General features: G+C 49.2%; 12 protein-coding genes and 1 pseudogene. 3 read left to right on the top strand and 10 right to left on the bottom strand.

Translation table 11 applies throughout. The features are described from left to right. The first annotated feature begins 14 nt into the window (after window positions 1–14). The 3 genes and pseudogenes from OQ477_RS05100 to OQ477_RS05090 all read left to right on the top strand — a co-directional run bounded on the left by OQ477_RS05100 (window position 15) and on the right by OQ477_RS05090 (window position 2,031). Window positions 15–466: pseudogene (locus tag OQ477_RS05100) on the top strand (GtrA family protein). A gap of 6 nt (window positions 467–472) precedes the next feature. Next, window positions 473–1,366, top strand: coding sequence for a UTP--glucose-1-phosphate uridylyltransferase GalU (gene galU, locus OQ477_RS05095; RefSeq protein ID WP_265971619.1), 894 nt, complete (start codon window positions 473–475; stop codon window positions 1,364–1,366). A gap of 74 nt (window positions 1,367–1,440) precedes the next feature. Beyond that, on the top strand, window positions 1,441–2,031 hold the full coding sequence (locus OQ477_RS05090) for a DedA family protein (protein WP_007410125.1): 591 nt from the start codon (window positions 1,441–1,443) through the stop codon (window positions 2,029–2,031). A 56-nt stretch (window positions 2,032–2,087) separates the two neighbouring features. On the opposite strand, the gene OQ477_RS05085 is transcribed toward OQ477_RS05090, so the two are convergent. From OQ477_RS05085 to OQ477_RS05040, 10 genes are all read right to left on the bottom strand, one after another. Beyond that, window positions 2,088–3,617, bottom strand: a complete 1,530-nt coding sequence (locus tag OQ477_RS05085; protein ID WP_265971618.1) for an acyl-CoA carboxylase subunit beta — start codon at window positions 3,615–3,617, stop codon at window positions 2,088–2,090. Between the two features lie 17 nt (window positions 3,618–3,634). Beyond that, window positions 3,635–4,414, bottom strand: a complete 780-nt coding sequence (locus OQ477_RS05080) for an enoyl-CoA hydratase (RefSeq protein WP_265971617.1) — start codon at window positions 4,412–4,414, stop codon at window positions 3,635–3,637. Window positions 4,415–4,427: 13 nt separating this feature from the next. Continuing rightward, on the bottom strand, window positions 4,428–5,327 hold the full coding sequence (locus tag OQ477_RS05075; RefSeq protein ID WP_007410122.1) for a hydroxymethylglutaryl-CoA lyase: 900 nt from the start codon (window positions 5,325–5,327) through the stop codon (window positions 4,428–4,430). Between the two features lie 15 nt (window positions 5,328–5,342). Next, the gene (locus OQ477_RS05070; RefSeq protein WP_265971616.1) at window positions 5,343–5,555 is read right to left on the bottom strand and encodes an acetyl-CoA carboxylase biotin carboxyl carrier protein subunit; all 213 of its coding nucleotides are present in this window, start codon (window positions 5,553–5,555) and stop codon (window positions 5,343–5,345) included. Further along, the gene (locus OQ477_RS05065) at window positions 5,555–6,901 is read right to left on the bottom strand and encodes an acetyl-CoA carboxylase biotin carboxylase subunit (RefSeq protein WP_265971615.1); all 1,347 of its coding nucleotides are present in this window, start codon (window positions 6,899–6,901) and stop codon (window positions 5,555–5,557) included. Before OQ477_RS05065 ends, OQ477_RS05070 begins: the two co-directional genes overlap by 1 nt. A 21-nt stretch (window positions 6,902–6,922) precedes the next feature. Further along, a complete protein-coding gene (locus OQ477_RS05060; RefSeq protein ID WP_265971614.1) occupies window positions 6,923–8,563 on the bottom strand; it encodes an AMP-binding protein in 1,641 nt (546 codons plus the stop codon). 44 nt (window positions 8,564–8,607) lie between these two features. Beyond that, the gene (locus OQ477_RS05055; protein ID WP_044802950.1) at window positions 8,608–9,750 is read right to left on the bottom strand and encodes an acyl-CoA dehydrogenase family protein; all 1,143 of its coding nucleotides are present in this window, start codon (window positions 9,748–9,750) and stop codon (window positions 8,608–8,610) included. 139 nt (window positions 9,751–9,889) lie between these two features. Continuing rightward, the gene (locus OQ477_RS05050) at window positions 9,890–11,428 is read right to left on the bottom strand and encodes a glycoside hydrolase family 10 protein (protein WP_265971613.1); all 1,539 of its coding nucleotides are present in this window, start codon (window positions 11,426–11,428) and stop codon (window positions 9,890–9,892) included. Window positions 11,429–11,548: 120 nt separating this feature from the next. Continuing rightward, window positions 11,549–11,929, bottom strand: a complete 381-nt coding sequence (locus tag OQ477_RS05045; protein WP_003153891.1) for a DUF1360 domain-containing protein — start codon at window positions 11,927–11,929, stop codon at window positions 11,549–11,551. Window positions 11,930–12,003: 74 nt separating this feature from the next. Next, a complete protein-coding gene (locus OQ477_RS05040; RefSeq protein WP_265971612.1) occupies window positions 12,004–15,807 on the bottom strand; it encodes a non-ribosomal peptide synthetase in 3,804 nt (1,267 codons plus the stop codon). Window positions 15,808–15,815 lie beyond the last annotated feature (8 nt).

Raw genomic sequence — 15,815 nt, 5'->3', positions numbered from 1 at the left:
ATCCATATCAACAAATAGGACAGCGAACCGCATCTTATTATGAGGGGAGGTCACCGTTATGCTGAAAGAAAAAGTAAAGACAGCAGGCCGTTTTTGCACTGTAGGCGTCGGCAATACGCTGATCGATTTTGGTGTCTTCTTTCTTCTCGCCGCTTGTCATGTCCCCTATCTTCCGGCGCAGATCTGCTCCTATTCGGCAGGGATCATCAACAGCTATGTATGGAACCGGAAGTGGACGTTTCGTGTAAAACGCAAGGCTGACGGGAAAGAGATCATGCGATTTGTCATGATTAATCTTGCCGCGTCGGGAATCACCTTTTTGCTGCTTTACGCGTTTCAAAAAGGCGGCTGTTCGCTATTGGTGAGTAAGTTCGCCGCCACTATCGGCGGAATGATGATGAATTTTATCGGAAACCGAATCTGGGTATTTGGAGATTCGCTGAAAAACATACAGGATCAGGAGTGAAGATGAATGAGAAAAAAAGTGAGAAAAGCGGTCATTCCCGCAGCAGGTTTAGGAACGAGATTTCTGCCGGCGACAAAGGCGCAGCCTAAAGAAATGCTGCCGATTGTCGACAAACCGGCCATCCAATATATTGTCGAAGAGGCCGCAGCGGCAGGAATTGAAGATATATTGATTATTACAGGGAGAAACAAACGCTCGATTGAAGATCATTTTGACCGGTCGGCGGAATTGGAATTCAATCTTGAGGAAAAAGGCAAGACGGAGGCGCTGAAGGAAATGCAGCGGATTGCCGATTTGGCCAATATTCATTACATCCGTCAGAAAGAACCGCTCGGATTAGGACATGCGGTGCTGTGTGCGGAGCATTTTATCGGAGATGAGCCTTTTGCCGTTCTATTAGGTGATGATATTATGGTATCTGATACTCCTGCTCTTTCACAGCTCATAGACGTCTATAACCAACACGGCACAGAAACGATCGGCGTACAGCCCGTCGATCCTGCTGATGTCAGCAAATATGGTATTATACAGACGGGGCGGCAGAGCGGTCATGTGTACCAGGTTGAGGATCTGATTGAGAAACCGGCTGTTGAAAAGGCGCCCTCTCATATTGCCGTGATGGGCCGCTACATATTAACCCCTGCCATTTTTAAAGCGCTGAAGACGATCGGAAGAGGCGCGGGCAACGAAATCCAATTGACAGACGCGCTGCGCGAAGTGTGCCGCACCCGAAGCATTTACGCGCGGGAGCTTGAAGGAAGCCGGTTTGATATAGGAGATAAGTTCGGCTGTTTTAAGGCCGGCACGGAGATAGGGCTTCTGCGGGAAGAAATGAGACCGAAACTTTTAGCTTATTTAGAAGAGGTGTTAAAAAGAGAATCTGAAGAAATCGTGCGTTAAAAAATAATTTGTAACCATTTTGCTTGTCAATCAGTCATATAATTGGGTAAAAAGATAAAGAGGTTGTGAACAGTGTGGGCAATTTTATTAGTGAAATATTATCCTGGCTGACAAGTATGGGCTATTTAGGGATTGCGCTCGGATTAATGATCGAAATCATTCCGAGTGAAATCGTTCTGGCTTACGGAGGCTATATGGTGTCAGAAGGCACGATCAGCTTTATCGGCGCCATTGTCGCCGGTGTGATCGGGGGAACGATCGCGCAGTGCTTTATTTACTGGATCGCCCGTTATGGGGGACGGCCGTTTTTGGACAAGTACGGCAAGTACTTACTTCTGAAAAAGCATCATGTTGATGTTGCGGAAAACTGGTTTCGCCGTTACGGCGCCGGCGTTGTGTTCTCGGCGCGGTTTATCCCGGTCGTCAGACATGCGATCTCCATCCCGGCCGGCCTTGCGAAAATGCCTCTTTCCAAGTTTGTCATATTGACGACGCTCGCCATTATTCCGTGGTCTGTCATTTTCGTTTATCTCGGGTATCAGCTCGGGGGACAGTGGAAAGACGTAGACAGCTATGCCGGAATGTATACAACTCCGATCATTATATTGGCTCTCGTATTTATTGTTGTTTATTTCGTTGTGAAGAAAATGAGATCAAGACTATGAAAAAAGACTGCATAAGAACGGCTGCGAGCCGGATCTATGCAGTCTTTTTTTTTTATTTAAACCGGGTATACGGGGTGTTTCCGGTGTGTGAATGTCAGTTGTTTGGACATGTAAGCAGTGAGGCGTTTATTGAGTTCTTCCCGCAAGGAATCAGCAGGAACAACGCCGTCAATCACCATTTCAGAGGCAAGCCGGTAAAGGTTAATGTCTTCCTTATATTCATCACGCTTTTCTTGAATAAAAGCCGGCCTTTCTTCAGGTGTGAGCTCGCTGATCTTGTTTGCGTAGACCGCATTCACCGCTGCTTCAGGACCCATTACGGCAATTTGCGCAGTCGGAAGCGCTAAACAGCAGTCCGGTTCAAAAGCAGGCCCCGCCATCGCGTATAATCCGGCACCGTAGGCTTTTCTGACGATAACGGAAAGCTTCGGAACAGTCGCTTCCGCCATTGCGGAGATCATTTTTGCGCCATGCCTGATGATGCCCGCCTGCTCAACCTTCGTTCCGATCATGAATCCGGGAATATCTGCTAAAAACAGAAGCGGAATATGGAATGCGTCGCACAAAGCGATAAATTTTGCGGCTTTATCCGCCGAATCGAGAAATAAAACCCCGCCTTTGACACGCGGCTGATTGGCGATAATGCCGACCGGCTGTCCGTGAATCCGCGCAAGCCCCGTTATTAATTCCTGCGCAAATAACGGTTTAATCTCAAAAAATGAGTCTTCATCAATGACACGTTCAATTAAATCCATCATGTTGAACGGTGCGTTTTGGTGTGCCGGGATGACATCTGAGAGCGGTTTTTCAAAAGCCTTCGGGTTCTTAGAATTGTTGACGGGCGCTTTTTCAGTATAATTTGACGGAAAATAGCTGAGATATGTCTGCGCCATCATGATTGCTTCCTGTTCCGTCGGGGCGAGGAGATCACCGCAGCCTGATACGGAACAATGCATACGGGCGCCGCCCATTTCTTCAAGCGATACTTTCTCGCCAATCACCATTTCTGCCATACGCGGGGAACCTAAGTACATGGATGCATTGCCCTCAACCATAATGACAATGTCGCAAAAGGCCGGAATGTAAGCGCCGCCCGCAGCGGAAGGGCCGAACAATAAACAGATTTGCGGAATGCGGCCCGACAGCTTTACTTGATTATAAAAGATGCGGCCGGCTCCCCTTCTTCCCGGGAACATGTCGACCTGATCCGTAATTCTCGCACCTGCGGAATCGACTAAGTACAAGAGCGGACACTGAAGCTTTTCCGCCGTCTCCTGAATGCGGATGATTTTTTCCACCGTTTTCGCGCCCCACGAGCCCGCCTTTACGGTTGAGTCGTTTGCCATCACACAAACGGTTCTGCCGCCGATGGTTCCGATCCCGGTAACGACCCCGTCAGCCGGCAGTCCGTCTGACATGCACTCGGCGAAAAAAGCGTCTTCAACGGATATGCCGTCATCGAATAAAAGCTTCAGCCTGTCTCTTACAAAAAGTTTTCCCTTCTTTTCGTTGCTTGCGTGATATTTCGCGGCTCCTCCCTTTTCTATCATTTTGCTGCGTGTCTGCCGTTCTTTTTCGTAATCCATCCGAGTCCCTCCATGTTTTATTTTCCTTTGTATTCAGGGGGTCTTTTTTCTTTAAAAGCGCGCAGGCCCTCTTCTCTGTCAAGTGTGGGGATGACTTGTTCATATGCTTTTCGTTCGATTTCGAGTCCTGTATTGAGATCTGTCTCCAGACCCTTGTTTATCGCGGATTTTGCTTGTCTGACGGCGATCGGCCCATTAGCGGCGATGCGGCCGGCCAGTGCTTTTGCTTTTTCCATAAGTTCATCGGCTTCATAAACATGCTCGATCAGCTTCATGTCTTTTCCCTCTTCTGCAGAAAGTCTTCGGCCGGTATAGATCAATTCTTTTGCCGCGCCAGGGCCGATAAGCCGGGGCAGTCTCTGCGTTCCGCCCGCCCCGGGAATGATCGCAAGCCCTGTTTCAGGAAGGCCGAGGCCCGCCCGGCTGACGGCTGTTCTGATATCGCAGGCGAGAGCGAGTTCAAGGCCTCCTCCGACAGCGGTTCCGTTCAGCGCTGCAATGACCGGCTGCGGGAGAGCTTCAATGGATGCGGCCGTTTCACCGATACGCCTGACGCTTTGCTTAACCTGTTCATGATTCATCCCCGCTCTTTCTTTTAAATCAGCACCGGCGCAAAATGTGTTCCCGTTGCCGGTGAGAATGACACAACGAATGGAGGGCGAGTTTTTGATGTCTTCAATCACACGCTGTAAATGATCAATCATTTCTGAAGACAGCGAGTTGGCCGCATGCGGGCGGTTCAGCGTGATCAGACCGATCGTTTCTTGACAGACGGAATACAAGACGCAATCTTCCATGGCTTCTCCTTTCTCATTTCGTTCTGAATGCCTGCAGGTTTCTGCTTGGCAGGTCTTTGCCTATTTTATCCGCGATCCAGCCGGCGGCATAAAGAAGTTTATTCATGTCCGTCCCGGTATCAATCCCCATTTGTTCGAGCATATAAATGACGTCTTCTGTGGCAGCGTTGCCTGCTGATCCAGGGGCGTACGGGCAGCCGCCAAGCCCGCCTGAGGAAGTATCAAAGGATGTGATGCCCATATCAAGAGCTGGAATGATATTCGCTAGAGCCGTTCCTCTTGTATCATGGAAATGGAGTGCGATTTTTGAGGCGGGAATTCTCGGCAAAAGGGCTTCAAGCACGGCTATGACCTGCAAGGGGTTTGCCGCGCCGATCGTGTCGCCGAGTGATATTTCATCAACCCCCATTTCGAGCAGGGTGTCTGACAGGCGGATGACTTGTTCGACCGGCACGTTCTGTTCGTACGGACAGCCGAACACAGTGGACAGATAAGCTCTCGTCGCCATTTTTTCAGCTTTTGCTTCAGTAATAACCCGCCTGAGCTCTTGAACGGTCCGGTCAATCGGTTTGTTTACGTTTTTTTGGTTATGGGTTTCGCTTGCAGATAAAAATACACATGCCTGATCGATTCCGCCTTCTGCCGCATGCTCCAGTCCGATGAGGTTCGGAACGAGAGCCGCGTAGACCGTATGTTCAGATCTGGCAATGCCTTTTGCGACGTCCAGGCTGTCACGAAGAGCCGGAATCCATCTCGGATGCACGAATGATGTCACTTCGATATAGGGAAGGCCTGTTTTTGACAGCATATTGATCCACTCAATCTTATCTTCTGTATCCACCCACGCCGATTCATTCTGCAAGCCGTCACGCGGTCCTACTTCATTGATGCGGACATGTTTCGGACAGTTCATGCTGCACCTCCCGTTTTATTGAAGTTCAATCAGGACCTCTCCTTCATCAGTGAAATCACCTTCTGATTTTTTCACTTCTTTCACCGTACCCGCTGCATCAGCGATAATCGGAATTTCCATTTTCATAGATTCCAAGATGGCCACTTCCTGTCCTTCTTCAATGACATCACCCGGCTTCACATGAATTTTCCACAGGTTTCCCGCCATCTGAATTTTTATGACGCGCATTATGACGCCCCCTCGTTCATTGTTTGTAAAAAACCGGTTGTTGCCTCGCCCTTTTCAAACACTTCTGAATGAGCAATTTTTGTCAGCAGCGGAATGTTGGTTTTAATCCCTTCTACATGATATTCGCCAAGGGCGGTTTTCAGTTGTTCAATGGCTTGTTTTCTCGTATTCGCCGTGACGATCATTTTGGCAATCATCGGATCGTAAAACGGAGAAATGACGCTTCCCTTTTCGACGGCGCATTCGTGTCGCACTGACGGATGTTGTAAAACGGAAAAAGACGAGATGGTACCGGGTGACGGGTAAAAGGTGACCGGATCTTCCGCATAGATCCGCACTTCAATCGCATGACCGCGGTGGTTGATATCTTTCTGCGAGAAAGTCAGCGCCTGCCCAGCGGCAATTTTCAGCTGTTCTTCCACAAGATCCAGTCCTGTAATTTCTTCTGTCACCGGATGCTCCACCTGCAGTCTTGTGTTCATCTCTAAAAAATAGATTTGTTTCTTTTGGTCGACGAGAAATTCTATTGTGCCTGCATTTTGGTAGCCGATCGATTTAGCGGCTTTAACGGCGGTTTCACCGAGTCTTTGTCTTAATTCATCGTCAACAAACGGCGACGGCGCTTCTTCTATCACTTTTTGGTGGCGCCTTTGGACTGAACAGTCACGTTCAAACAGATGAACGGTGTTGCCGAAAGAATCTGCGAGTATCTGAATTTCAATATGACGGGCATTTTCAATGACCTTTTCCATGTACATTGCGCCGTCTCCAAAAAAGGAGGCGGCCCGCTTTTGATTGCCTTCGAACGCTTTGGCCAGCTCTTCTTCTGAATGTACGATCTGCATGCCGATTCCGCCTCCCCCTGCAGACGCTTTCAGCATGACCGGAAAGCCGATGGCACGGGCTTCTGCTAAGGCGGAGTGAACATCGGGCAATGGCTCTGAAACACCGGGAACGATCGGGACCTTTGCTTTTTGCATCGTTTTTCGGGCTTCTATCTTGCTGCCCATCTTGGCGATGATATCACCGGGCGGACCGATAAATGTGATTTGTTCCTTCCGGCAGCGTTCGGCGAACAGGCTGTTTTCTGACAGAAGCCCGTAGCCCGGATGAATGGCGTCCGCTCCGGCGGATTTGGCGGCTTCTATGATTCTGTCGATATGTAAATAGCTTTCATTTACTCTCGATTTTCCGATCGGATAGGCCTCATCAGCCGCTTTTACGTGCAGCGCGTCCCGGTCGGCTTCTGAATAGACAGCTGCCGAGGGGATGCCGAGACTTTTGCAGGTGCGGATAATTCTTAAGGCGATTTCTCCTCTGTTGGCAATCAGGACTTTTTTAAACAAATGTGAAGCACTCCTTTTTCATTAAGTTAACTTGAGCTCTTCAATCGTTTTTTCCCGCAGCTTGAATTTCTGAATTTTTCCTGAGGCTGTCATTGGATATTCATCTGTAAACAAAACATACCTGGGGACTTTATAGCGGGCGATATGTTCTTTGCAAAAGGTTCTGATGTCTTCTGCGGAAGCGGTTTGTCCGTCTTTGAGCCTGACCCATGCCGCGGCCTCTTCTCCGTATTTCGGATCAGGCACGCCGACGACCTGAACGTCTGCTACCGCGGGATGCCGATATAACATTTCCTCAATCTCGCGCGGATAGATATTTTCGCCGCCCCTGATCAGCATGTCTTTCAGACGGCCCGTGATTTTGCAGTATCCGTCCTCGTCCATGACCGCCAAATCACCGGTATGCAGCCAGCCGTCTTTGTCTATCGCTTCTTCGGTCGCTTCTTGATTTTTATAATAGCCTTTCATGACATGATATCCGCGGGTGCAGAGCTCTCCTTGTTCGCCCCGGTCGGCTTCTTGGGATGTTCCGGGCCGAACGATTCTGACTTCGATATGGGGAAGCGCGCGCCCCGCTGTTTCCACTCTTCTTTCAAATGAATCATCCGTTCTTGTCTGCGTAATGACAGGTGATGCTTCGGTCTGTCCGTAGGCAATTGTAATGTCAGTCATCCCCATTTTGCCGATCACTTCTCTCATGACTTCCGCCGGGCATGGCGAGCCTGCCATAATACCGGTTCGGACGTGAGAAAGATCATATTCAGAAAAACGGCTGTCATGAAGGAGGGCGATAAACATCGTCGGTACACCGTGCAGAGCCGTGCAGGCTTCTTGCTCCACCGTTTTCAGAACGGCCGGCGGAGAAAACTGTTCGATCGGAATCATCGCCGCACCCGCGGAAACACATGCCAGCACGCCGAGCACACACCCAAAGCAGTGGAAAAACGGCACGGGAATACATAAACGGTCACTTGAAGTAAGCTTCATGCATTCTGCGATATTGGCCGCGTTATTTACGATATTAAAATGTGAGAGCATGACGCCTTTCGGAAATCCGGTCGTACCTGATGTATATTGCATATGAATGCAATCATCCTTTTTCAGGCTGTCCATCCTTCCGTCAAGCTCTGCATCCGTTACAGACTCAGCATCCTTCAGCAAAGAATCCCAACGGTGCATCCCGGGCGGGCTTTTATCACCGATATATAACACCGTCCGTAAAAAGGGATAACGTTTCGAACGCAGCCTGCCGCGCTCACACGTTTTCAGCTCCGGAATCAGCTTATTCACGATTTCAACATAAGATGTCTGCCGGTAGGAATCCATGATTATCAGGGCCGAGACGTCTGAATGTGCCAGCAGATAATCGAGCTCTGCGATTTGAAAATTGGTATTAATGGTGACCAGAACGGCGCCGATTTTCGCCGTTGCAAATTGCGCCGCGAGCCATTCCGGAATGTTGGATGCCCATATGGCCACATGATCTCCTTTTTCAACTCCCAGCTTCATCAGCCCTTTTGCGGTTTGCCGGCATAACCGGTCAAACTCGGCATACGTATAACGAAGGCCGCGCTCAGGGTAAACAACCGCTTCACGATCCGGAAAAAGCTCCGCGGTCCGCTCAAGCAGCTTTCCGGCTGTTAAATGGATAAGTTCAGCCATATGACCTGCCCCTTTCCATCCCTGTCTTAGTAAACGTTTTCATTTCACTTCAAAAGCTGTCTTGCGATGACCATTCTTTGAATCTCTGACGTTCCTTCGCCAATCTCCATCAGCTTTGCGTCACGAAGCATACGTTCGACACCGCATTCCTTCATATAACCGGAACCGCCATGAATTTGGATGGCCTGAAGGCATGTTCTGACGGCCATTTCTGAAGCATAAAGCTTGGCGAATGCCGCTTCTTTCGTAAATGGCAGGTTTTGATCCTTCAGCCATGCCGCTTTAAGCACCATCTGTCTGGCAAGGTCAATTTCCATCGCCATATCGGCCAGCTTAAATTGAATGGCTTGAAATGACGATATCGGACTGCCGAACTGCTTGCGTTCCTTCGCATATGACAGCGACGCCTCCAGTGCGCCTTGAGCGATACCGACAGCCAGTGCCGCAATCGAGATCCGCCCGCCGTCTAATGTATATAAAAATTGTTTAAAACCTTTTTCAGGATCACCGAGCAGGTTATCGGCAGGCACCCTGACATCCTCCAGCACAAGCTCGGCCGTATCCGACCCTCTCACACCCATCTTGTCGTACGGATTTGTGATCGTAAATCCCGGTGTGTCTGTCGGGACGATGAGAGCTGAAATGATCGGTTTTCCGTCGGAGTTCTTTCCCGTAACGGCGGTGACAATGACCGTGCGGGCGTAATTTGCGTTTGTGATCCAGCATTTCTCTCCGTTTATCACATAGTCATCGCCTTTTTTCTCGGCTTTTGTCTGGGTTCCGCCGGCATCTGAACCGGCATTCGGCTCTGTCAGTCCGAATGATCCGAGCGCTTTTCCCGAAGCAAGCGGAATAAGATGTTCTTGCTTTTGCTGTTCAGTACCGAAATAGTATAATGGGCTTGCGCCGAGTGACACGGCTGCCGCGTAGCTCAGCCCAGTGCTGCCGCAGGCTTTTCCGATTTCTTCGACCGCTGCTGCATATGAAATGGTGTCACCGCCCGCCCCGCCGTATTCTTCCGGAAACGGAATTCCGAGCAGCCCGAGTTCGCCTATTTTTTTAAATGTGTCTATCGGGAAGACGGCTGATTGATCAACCTCATGGGCTTTCGGGGCAATTTCATTTTTGGCGAAATCTCTGACCATTTCGCGCACCATCTGCTGTTCTTTTGTCAGTTGAAAATTCATTAACCTTCCTCCTTCTGCTGCTTTCTACATTTTATTAATGGGGGTCTTTATTCATTCCATCCAAATGAAGTCTGAACATTCGGACTCATCCGCTACAAAAAAACTGACAGCGCCGCAACTGTCAGTTTTATTAATAATGCTATTTAACCGTCCGTTTTGCGGAGGGATGGCTCTCATGGTGAAGCCTGTCAACGGAAGTAACGATATAGGTGCAGACTCCTTTCGCCCGAGTATCAGTATCTGAAAATGTCTGCGTCCGTGACGATGTTTTTCTGACTGTATCCACTAAATAAGGCTGCTTTCCCTTTTCTGCGCGGTAAATGGCGTAATAAGCCGTTTTTTTACCGTTGGATTTCGCATCTTCAATATAGAGTGTATGGCCTGAAGCATTCTTCTCCGCCCGTTTGACAGCCGGTTTTTTTAAAGCGGAATGTCCGAGCCAAGGCATCTCGGGAATTAATGCGGGCCGGCTGTACATGTCTTTGATCAAACGGTTTTTCACATCGAGCGGATTACGGTTTAAATCCTTTAAACTGAAATGCATGCTTCCTTTAATCCAAGCTGATCCCCTGTTTAGAGTAATCTGTCTTCCGTATTCCCCCGGGTCGGCCCAGGCCGGGTCAGCATTGTTGTTGATTTTATAAGCTGCCTGCCCGATATATAAATGCACCGGCCGATTGTTCACTTCTTTTCCCCACCAATCCGCTAAGACGTCATATGCCGCCGCTTTAAATCCGATGCTCCAGTAAATTTGCGGTGCGATGTAATCAATGTATCCTTTTTGGATCCATTCTCTCGTATCAGCGTATAAATCATCGTAGTTCCGTACCCCTGCGGCCGTTTCGGAGCCTGTCGGGTCATCTGCGGCATTTCTCCATACGCCGAACGGGCTGATTCCGAATTTGACATAAGGTTTTTCTCGTTTGATGGTTTGGTTGATTTCTTTTACAAGCCGGTTGACGTTATCCCTGCGCCAGTCATCAACTGATGCAAAGTGAGCTTTTCCGTACCGTTCGTATTCCGCCTGATCGGGGAACTCCTGTCCGGCAATTTTATAAGGATAAAAATAATCATCCATATGAACCGCATCAATGTCATAACGGCTGACCACTTCTTTGATTCCATCCGTTATAAATTGTCTTACTTCCGGAATGCCCGGATTATAGTACAGCTGTTTTCCGTATGCAGCGACCCAGTCCGGATGGGAACGCGCGGGATGATCATCTGAAAGCGCATTCAAATTTGTGTGATTCATCGTGATCCGGTAAGGGTTGAACCAAGCGTGAAATTCAAGATTCCGTTTATGTGTCTCTTCAACTAAAAAAGCAAGCGGGTCGTAGCCCGGATTTTTGCCTTGTGTTCCTGTCAGATACTCTGACCAAGGCCCGTAATCTGATGGATAAAAAGCATCAGCCGCAGGCTTAATTTGGACGATAACGGCGTTCATTCCCATCTCCTGAACGTCATCCAGCAGCTTGCTGTATTCTCTTTTTTGCTCTTCCGGTGACAGCCCTTTTTTAGAGGGCCAGTCGATATTGGTGACAGACGCGATCCATACGGCTCTCATTTCTCTCTCCGGCTGAGTGCCGCTTGCTTGTGCGGATGCTGAGAATGTAAAGATACCGGCTGTCAGTACAACGGCCAAAAACCATATCATGCTAAAACGGCAGCTTTTCATGTTTTTCCCCCTCTCTGCTTTACGGTATTCCGAAGCATTCCGGGCGGTGAATCAGAAAGCCTGCTTTGCTCCTCTCAGCCTAAAAGGGAAAGAAAAAAGTCCTAAAGCGAATAAAACGCTTTAGGACTTTTTATGTTTTATGGCGGCGAGCACGTCAATGACCTTCGTTCCGACGCCGACACATGTTTCAAGAATGGCCTGCGCTCCGGCGATGGATAAAATGAAAATAACCGGATGTGCATAGCGGGGCCAGACCAAGTAGCAGATACCGATCAATATGGCGCACCAGACGCCCGCACACCAATAACATTGCAGCATATAACCGAATGCGGAGGAAGGGACTTTTTTTTGGACGGCGCGCCCGTTTTGATCGACGGTTTTTTCTTGCTTTATAAAGGGTTTTCTTATGAATTCCGTAATCTTATCAAATACGATCAAATGGGTCAGCCGGTAGCTGGCAAGAATGATCATTACATACGTAAGCCAAGATAGGTTCGTCATGTCAAAGCCTCCAAAAAAACTGAGTTTGATTCCCCTATCTTGCCCTTTGTCTTCTTCAGCCATTCTGCCGGATGTTACAGATTCCGCGCCAAGCGTCTTCCGCTGTTTGCAATGATGTCCAGTATGACCTCAGCATTTTGCTGTGCAAAGGCGGGTTCAAACATATCTTTATGGGCGCCCCCGCCTTGATATTCCTGATAGAGTCCCGTTGTGGCGCCTTCCCACTTCATCGGCTCGGTCTTATCACTGTGCTCTTCCTTTATGCCGGCTTCGATAAAATGGAGGTTTGCCGCGATTTGGCCGTCATTTATCAGTTCCGCCCAGTACGTTTGATAGCACTCTGTTTTTCTGATGACCGCTTCCCTGACGGCTTCCGGGACATTTTCGGCTGTTGCGTTTGTTGGCTGCGGCGGCAGTGCGTCAAGCTTTCTGTACGCGTCTGCGATAATGACGTCGCTGATTTCTAAGCCGCGCTTTTCCATCGCTTTTGCCGCCTCGAATGCCGTATTGCCGCCCGCTGAATATCCGAAGAGGATATAAGGGCCTTCCGGCTGGATTTCCAGCATTTTATCAATGTATTGTTCCATTCTGCTGTCTTCTTCAATAAAGTTAAAACCGTACACAGCAGCCCGTCCGTTTAATGCCGCCGCCAGATCTTTAAAGAAAATCCCGAAACCTGAGATAGGCGGAAAACAGAATAGGTTGCGGCCTTTCGGCTGATTCAGTCTGCTGATATGCTGTTCGGCAGCTTCCGACAGTGTGCTGGAATACAGCTTTTCAGCCAATTGTTCAATTGTCGGATATTCAAATATCATTTCAATCGGCACATCCATCTGCTGCCTGGTCTTCAGCTGATGAATCACTTGCAATGCTTTCAAAGAATGGCCGCCCAGCTCAAAGAAGTCATCCTGTATGCCCAGCTCCCCGCAGCCGAGGATCGGCGTCCAAATGTCGATCAGCTCATGCTCCACCCAGTTTCGTGGCGGAACGGCTTTTGATGACGTTTTTTTCCGTTCCGGCGCAGGCAGCCCGCGGCGATCCACTTTGCCGTTTGCGGTAAGCGGCATACGGTCAAGCTTAATCACATACTGCGGAATCATATAGTCGGGAAGCGACCTGGCCAACAGGGATCGAATGGCTCTTTCTTCAGCATGTGCGCCTGTATAATACGCACAAAGGATTGCTTCTTGTCCTTCTTTTGCTGCGATGACTGCCGATTCCCTGATTCCATCTATTTCAGTCAAGCGTGCTTCAATTTCGGCCGGCTCAATCCGCTTCCCGCGAATCTTGAATTGGCGGTCGATACGGCTGATGTATCCGATGCTTCCATCAGGCAGCCAGTGTGCCAAGTCGCCTGTTTTGTAGATCTTTTCTTCAGGATGAACCGGATGGCTGACAAATGCTTCACTTGTTAAGTCAGGCCTGTTTAAATAGCCTTTGGCAACCCCGTCACCGCCGACACAAAGCTCACCGGGCACGCCGATCGGCGCAAGTCCGCCGTTTTTATCAATGATATACGCGGTTGAATTGCTGATCGGTTTTCCGATTGGGATCGGCTGAGAAAAGTCATGCCTGATTTCGTAAAAGGTGGAAAATGTCGTATTTTCCGTCGGTCCGTATATGTTATAAAGGCTGAGATTCGGACAGCGGTGTCTGACCTTATTGATGAGCGCCGGGGACAATGCTTCTCCGCCGACATATAAGGTGTGCAACCCAGAAAACATCTCCGGATCTGCCTGGGCAAACTGGTTAAAGAGCGCCGTCGTCAAAAACAGAATCGTAATCCGGTTGGAAGAAAGATAATTGCCGAACCTCTCAGGGGCAAGCATTGTCGAGCGGTCAACCACATGAAGACATGCTCCGTTCAAAAGCGCTCCGAAGATTTCAAATGTCACTGCGTCAAAACCGATGGACCCTGTCAGAATGAGGCGGTCCGACATGCCAGCCGACGTGTAATTGCTGTTTGACACGAGCGATACGACGTTTCGGTTGGAAATCATCACGCCCTTCGGTTTTCCTGTTGAACCGGATGTATACATAATATAGGCAAGATCATCAGGTGCTGTATCGGTATTCAGTTTTCCCGCATCAGCTGTTTGTTTTTCAGCTGCAGCCGGGATAGAGATGATGTAAGAAAAGTCAATATCAGTCTCAATCCCTTTTTGCACTGTTAACAGCTGTGCTCCGCTCTCAGTGAGCATATCGGCGATCCTGTCGGATGGCAGTTCTGCATCAAGGGGAAGGTACGTCCCTCCCGCTTTCAATACAGCGAGAACAGCGATGATAAATTCCGGTGAGCGTTCGGCCAGAATCCCGGCAATTCCCTTTGGCGCCAAACCGTTTTCCAACAGGATGCGGGCGAATGCAGTTGACCGTTCATCGAGCTCCCGGTACGTCATCGTCAGCCCGCCGGCGTGAAGCGCCTGATGATCCGGGGTTTTCTTCACCTGTCGGCTGAACAGGCTGATGATGCTTTCGTCTCTTTCATAAGTTGTTTTCGTGTCATTAAATTCGCCGATTATTCTTGATTTTTCCTTTTGTCCGAGCATCGGAAGCCGATCAGCGGGAACATCGGGATTGAAGGCGGCGCCGCGCAGAGCTTCTTCCAAATGTCCTTTTACGCTCTCTATCCATACTTCGTCATAAACGTTCGCATTGTAGCTGAATTTGATGAGCAGCTCATCGCCAGGCGCTATGATGAGGTTAAAATCGTAGCCCGATTGTTCCGACACGTTGACATTCCCGATCCGGAACGGTGCATCCGATTCCTTTTCCGTGTCTTTCATCTGCTGCTGAATCGGATAATTTTCAAACACGATGATATGGTGGATTAAATCCTGTTTCAGCTCAGTCTGCGATTGGATGTCAGCAAGCGGATGATAGCTGAACGCCTCTGAATCAAGCATTTCTTTCTGGCAGCGGCCCAGCAGTTCTCTAAAGCTTTCGTCACCCGTTTTAATGCGTACCGGCACGGTATTGATAAACAGACCGATCATGCTTTCCACGCCGTCAATGACGGAAGGCCGCCCTGATACGACGGCGCCGAATACGGCATCGTCCGTCTGGTTGTAGCGCTGCAGCATCAAGCCCCATACAGTCTGCATAAGAACCGCGAGCGTAGCGCCCTCTTCTTTGGCGATGGTTTTTAGCTTGTCCGTCAGGTTTTGATCTAAAGAAAACAGCAGCTCTTCCTTGCGGTAGCCTTTTTCCTGAGGACGGGCCGATATTTTCGGGAGTCCTGTGGGTGTCTCACAGCCTGCTAAATATCCTTTCCAATATTCAGAAGCCGCGTCTTTGTCCTGATCAGTCAGCCATGTAATATAAGTGCTGTAAGGCTTTGCGGGCGCCAGTGTGACGGGTGAGCCTGATTCAATCGCCCGGTACATATGCATGAATTCCTGAAGGACGATGCCGAGGCACCAGCCGTCCATAAGGATGTGATGGTGGCTCCAGACGCATACATATTTTTCGTCAGCCGTTTTAAACAAAGAAACACGCATCAGCATATCCTTTTGCAAGTCAAAGCCTTTTAAGCGGTCACGTTCCTTAAATCGCTGTAAATAGATGCTCTGTTCCGCTTCGTCCAAATGTGTAAGATCTTCGCGGTGCAGCCGGAATTCCCGCTCACGCAGCACAACTTGGCGGGGGCCGTTCAGCTGAGCGATATGAGGTAAAAAAACCGTTCTGAAAATATCGTGGCGGCTGATGACAGACTGTACGCTTTGCTCAAACAATTCCGGACGAAGCCGGCCTTTTATGGTGAAGACGGATTGCTCGATATATGCAGCCCCCTCCTTTTGCAGAAAGGAATGAAAAAGCATTCCTTCCTGCATTCGGCTGAGGGGATAAATGTTTTGGATATTTTTCGTTTTGTCCATGTGTTCCT

The sequence above is a fragment of the Bacillus sp. ChL18 genome, from assembly GCF_026241425.1.
Classification (GTDB): Bacteria; Bacillota; Bacilli; order Bacillales; family Bacillaceae; genus Bacillus; species Bacillus velezensis.
Note: the sequence above shows the minus strand (reverse complement) of the source record. Positions and strands in the feature narration are given on the sequence as shown.

What these genes read in the sequence shown, in the direction of transcription:
- OQ477_RS05050 (WP_265971613.1), bottom strand. Translation starts at nt 11,428, where the DNA reads ATGAAAAGCTGCCGTTTTAGCATGATATGGTTTTTGGCCGTTGTACTG.
- OQ477_RS05040 (WP_265971612.1), bottom strand. Translation starts at nt 15,807, where the DNA reads ATGGACAAAACGAAAAATATCCAAAACATTTATCCCCTCAGCCGAATG.
- OQ477_RS05070 (WP_265971616.1), bottom strand. Translation starts at nt 5,555, where the DNA reads ATGCGCGTCATAAAAATTCAGATGGCGGGAAACCTGTGGAAAATTCAT.
- OQ477_RS05075 (WP_007410122.1), bottom strand. Translation starts at nt 5,327, where the DNA reads ATGAACTGTCCGAAACATGTCCGCATCAATGAAGTAGGACCGCGTGAC.
- OQ477_RS05080 (WP_265971617.1), bottom strand. Translation starts at nt 4,414, where the DNA reads ATGGAAGATTGCGTCTTGTATTCCGTCTGTCAAGAAACGATCGGTCTG.
- OQ477_RS05055 (WP_044802950.1), bottom strand. Translation starts at nt 9,750, where the DNA reads ATGAATTTTCAACTGACAAAAGAACAGCAGATGGTGCGCGAAATGGTC.
- OQ477_RS05085 (WP_265971618.1), bottom strand. Translation starts at nt 3,617, where the DNA reads ATGGATTACGAAAAAGAACGGCAGACACGCAGCAAAATGATAGAAAAG.
- galU (WP_265971619.1), top strand. Translation starts at nt 473, where the DNA reads ATGAGAAAAAAAGTGAGAAAAGCGGTCATTCCCGCAGCAGGTTTAGGA.
- OQ477_RS05060 (WP_265971614.1), bottom strand. Translation starts at nt 8,563, where the DNA reads ATGGCTGAACTTATCCATTTAACAGCCGGAAAGCTGCTTGAGCGGACC.
- OQ477_RS05045 (WP_003153891.1), bottom strand. Translation starts at nt 11,929, where the DNA reads ATGACGAACCTATCTTGGCTTACGTATGTAATGATCATTCTTGCCAGC.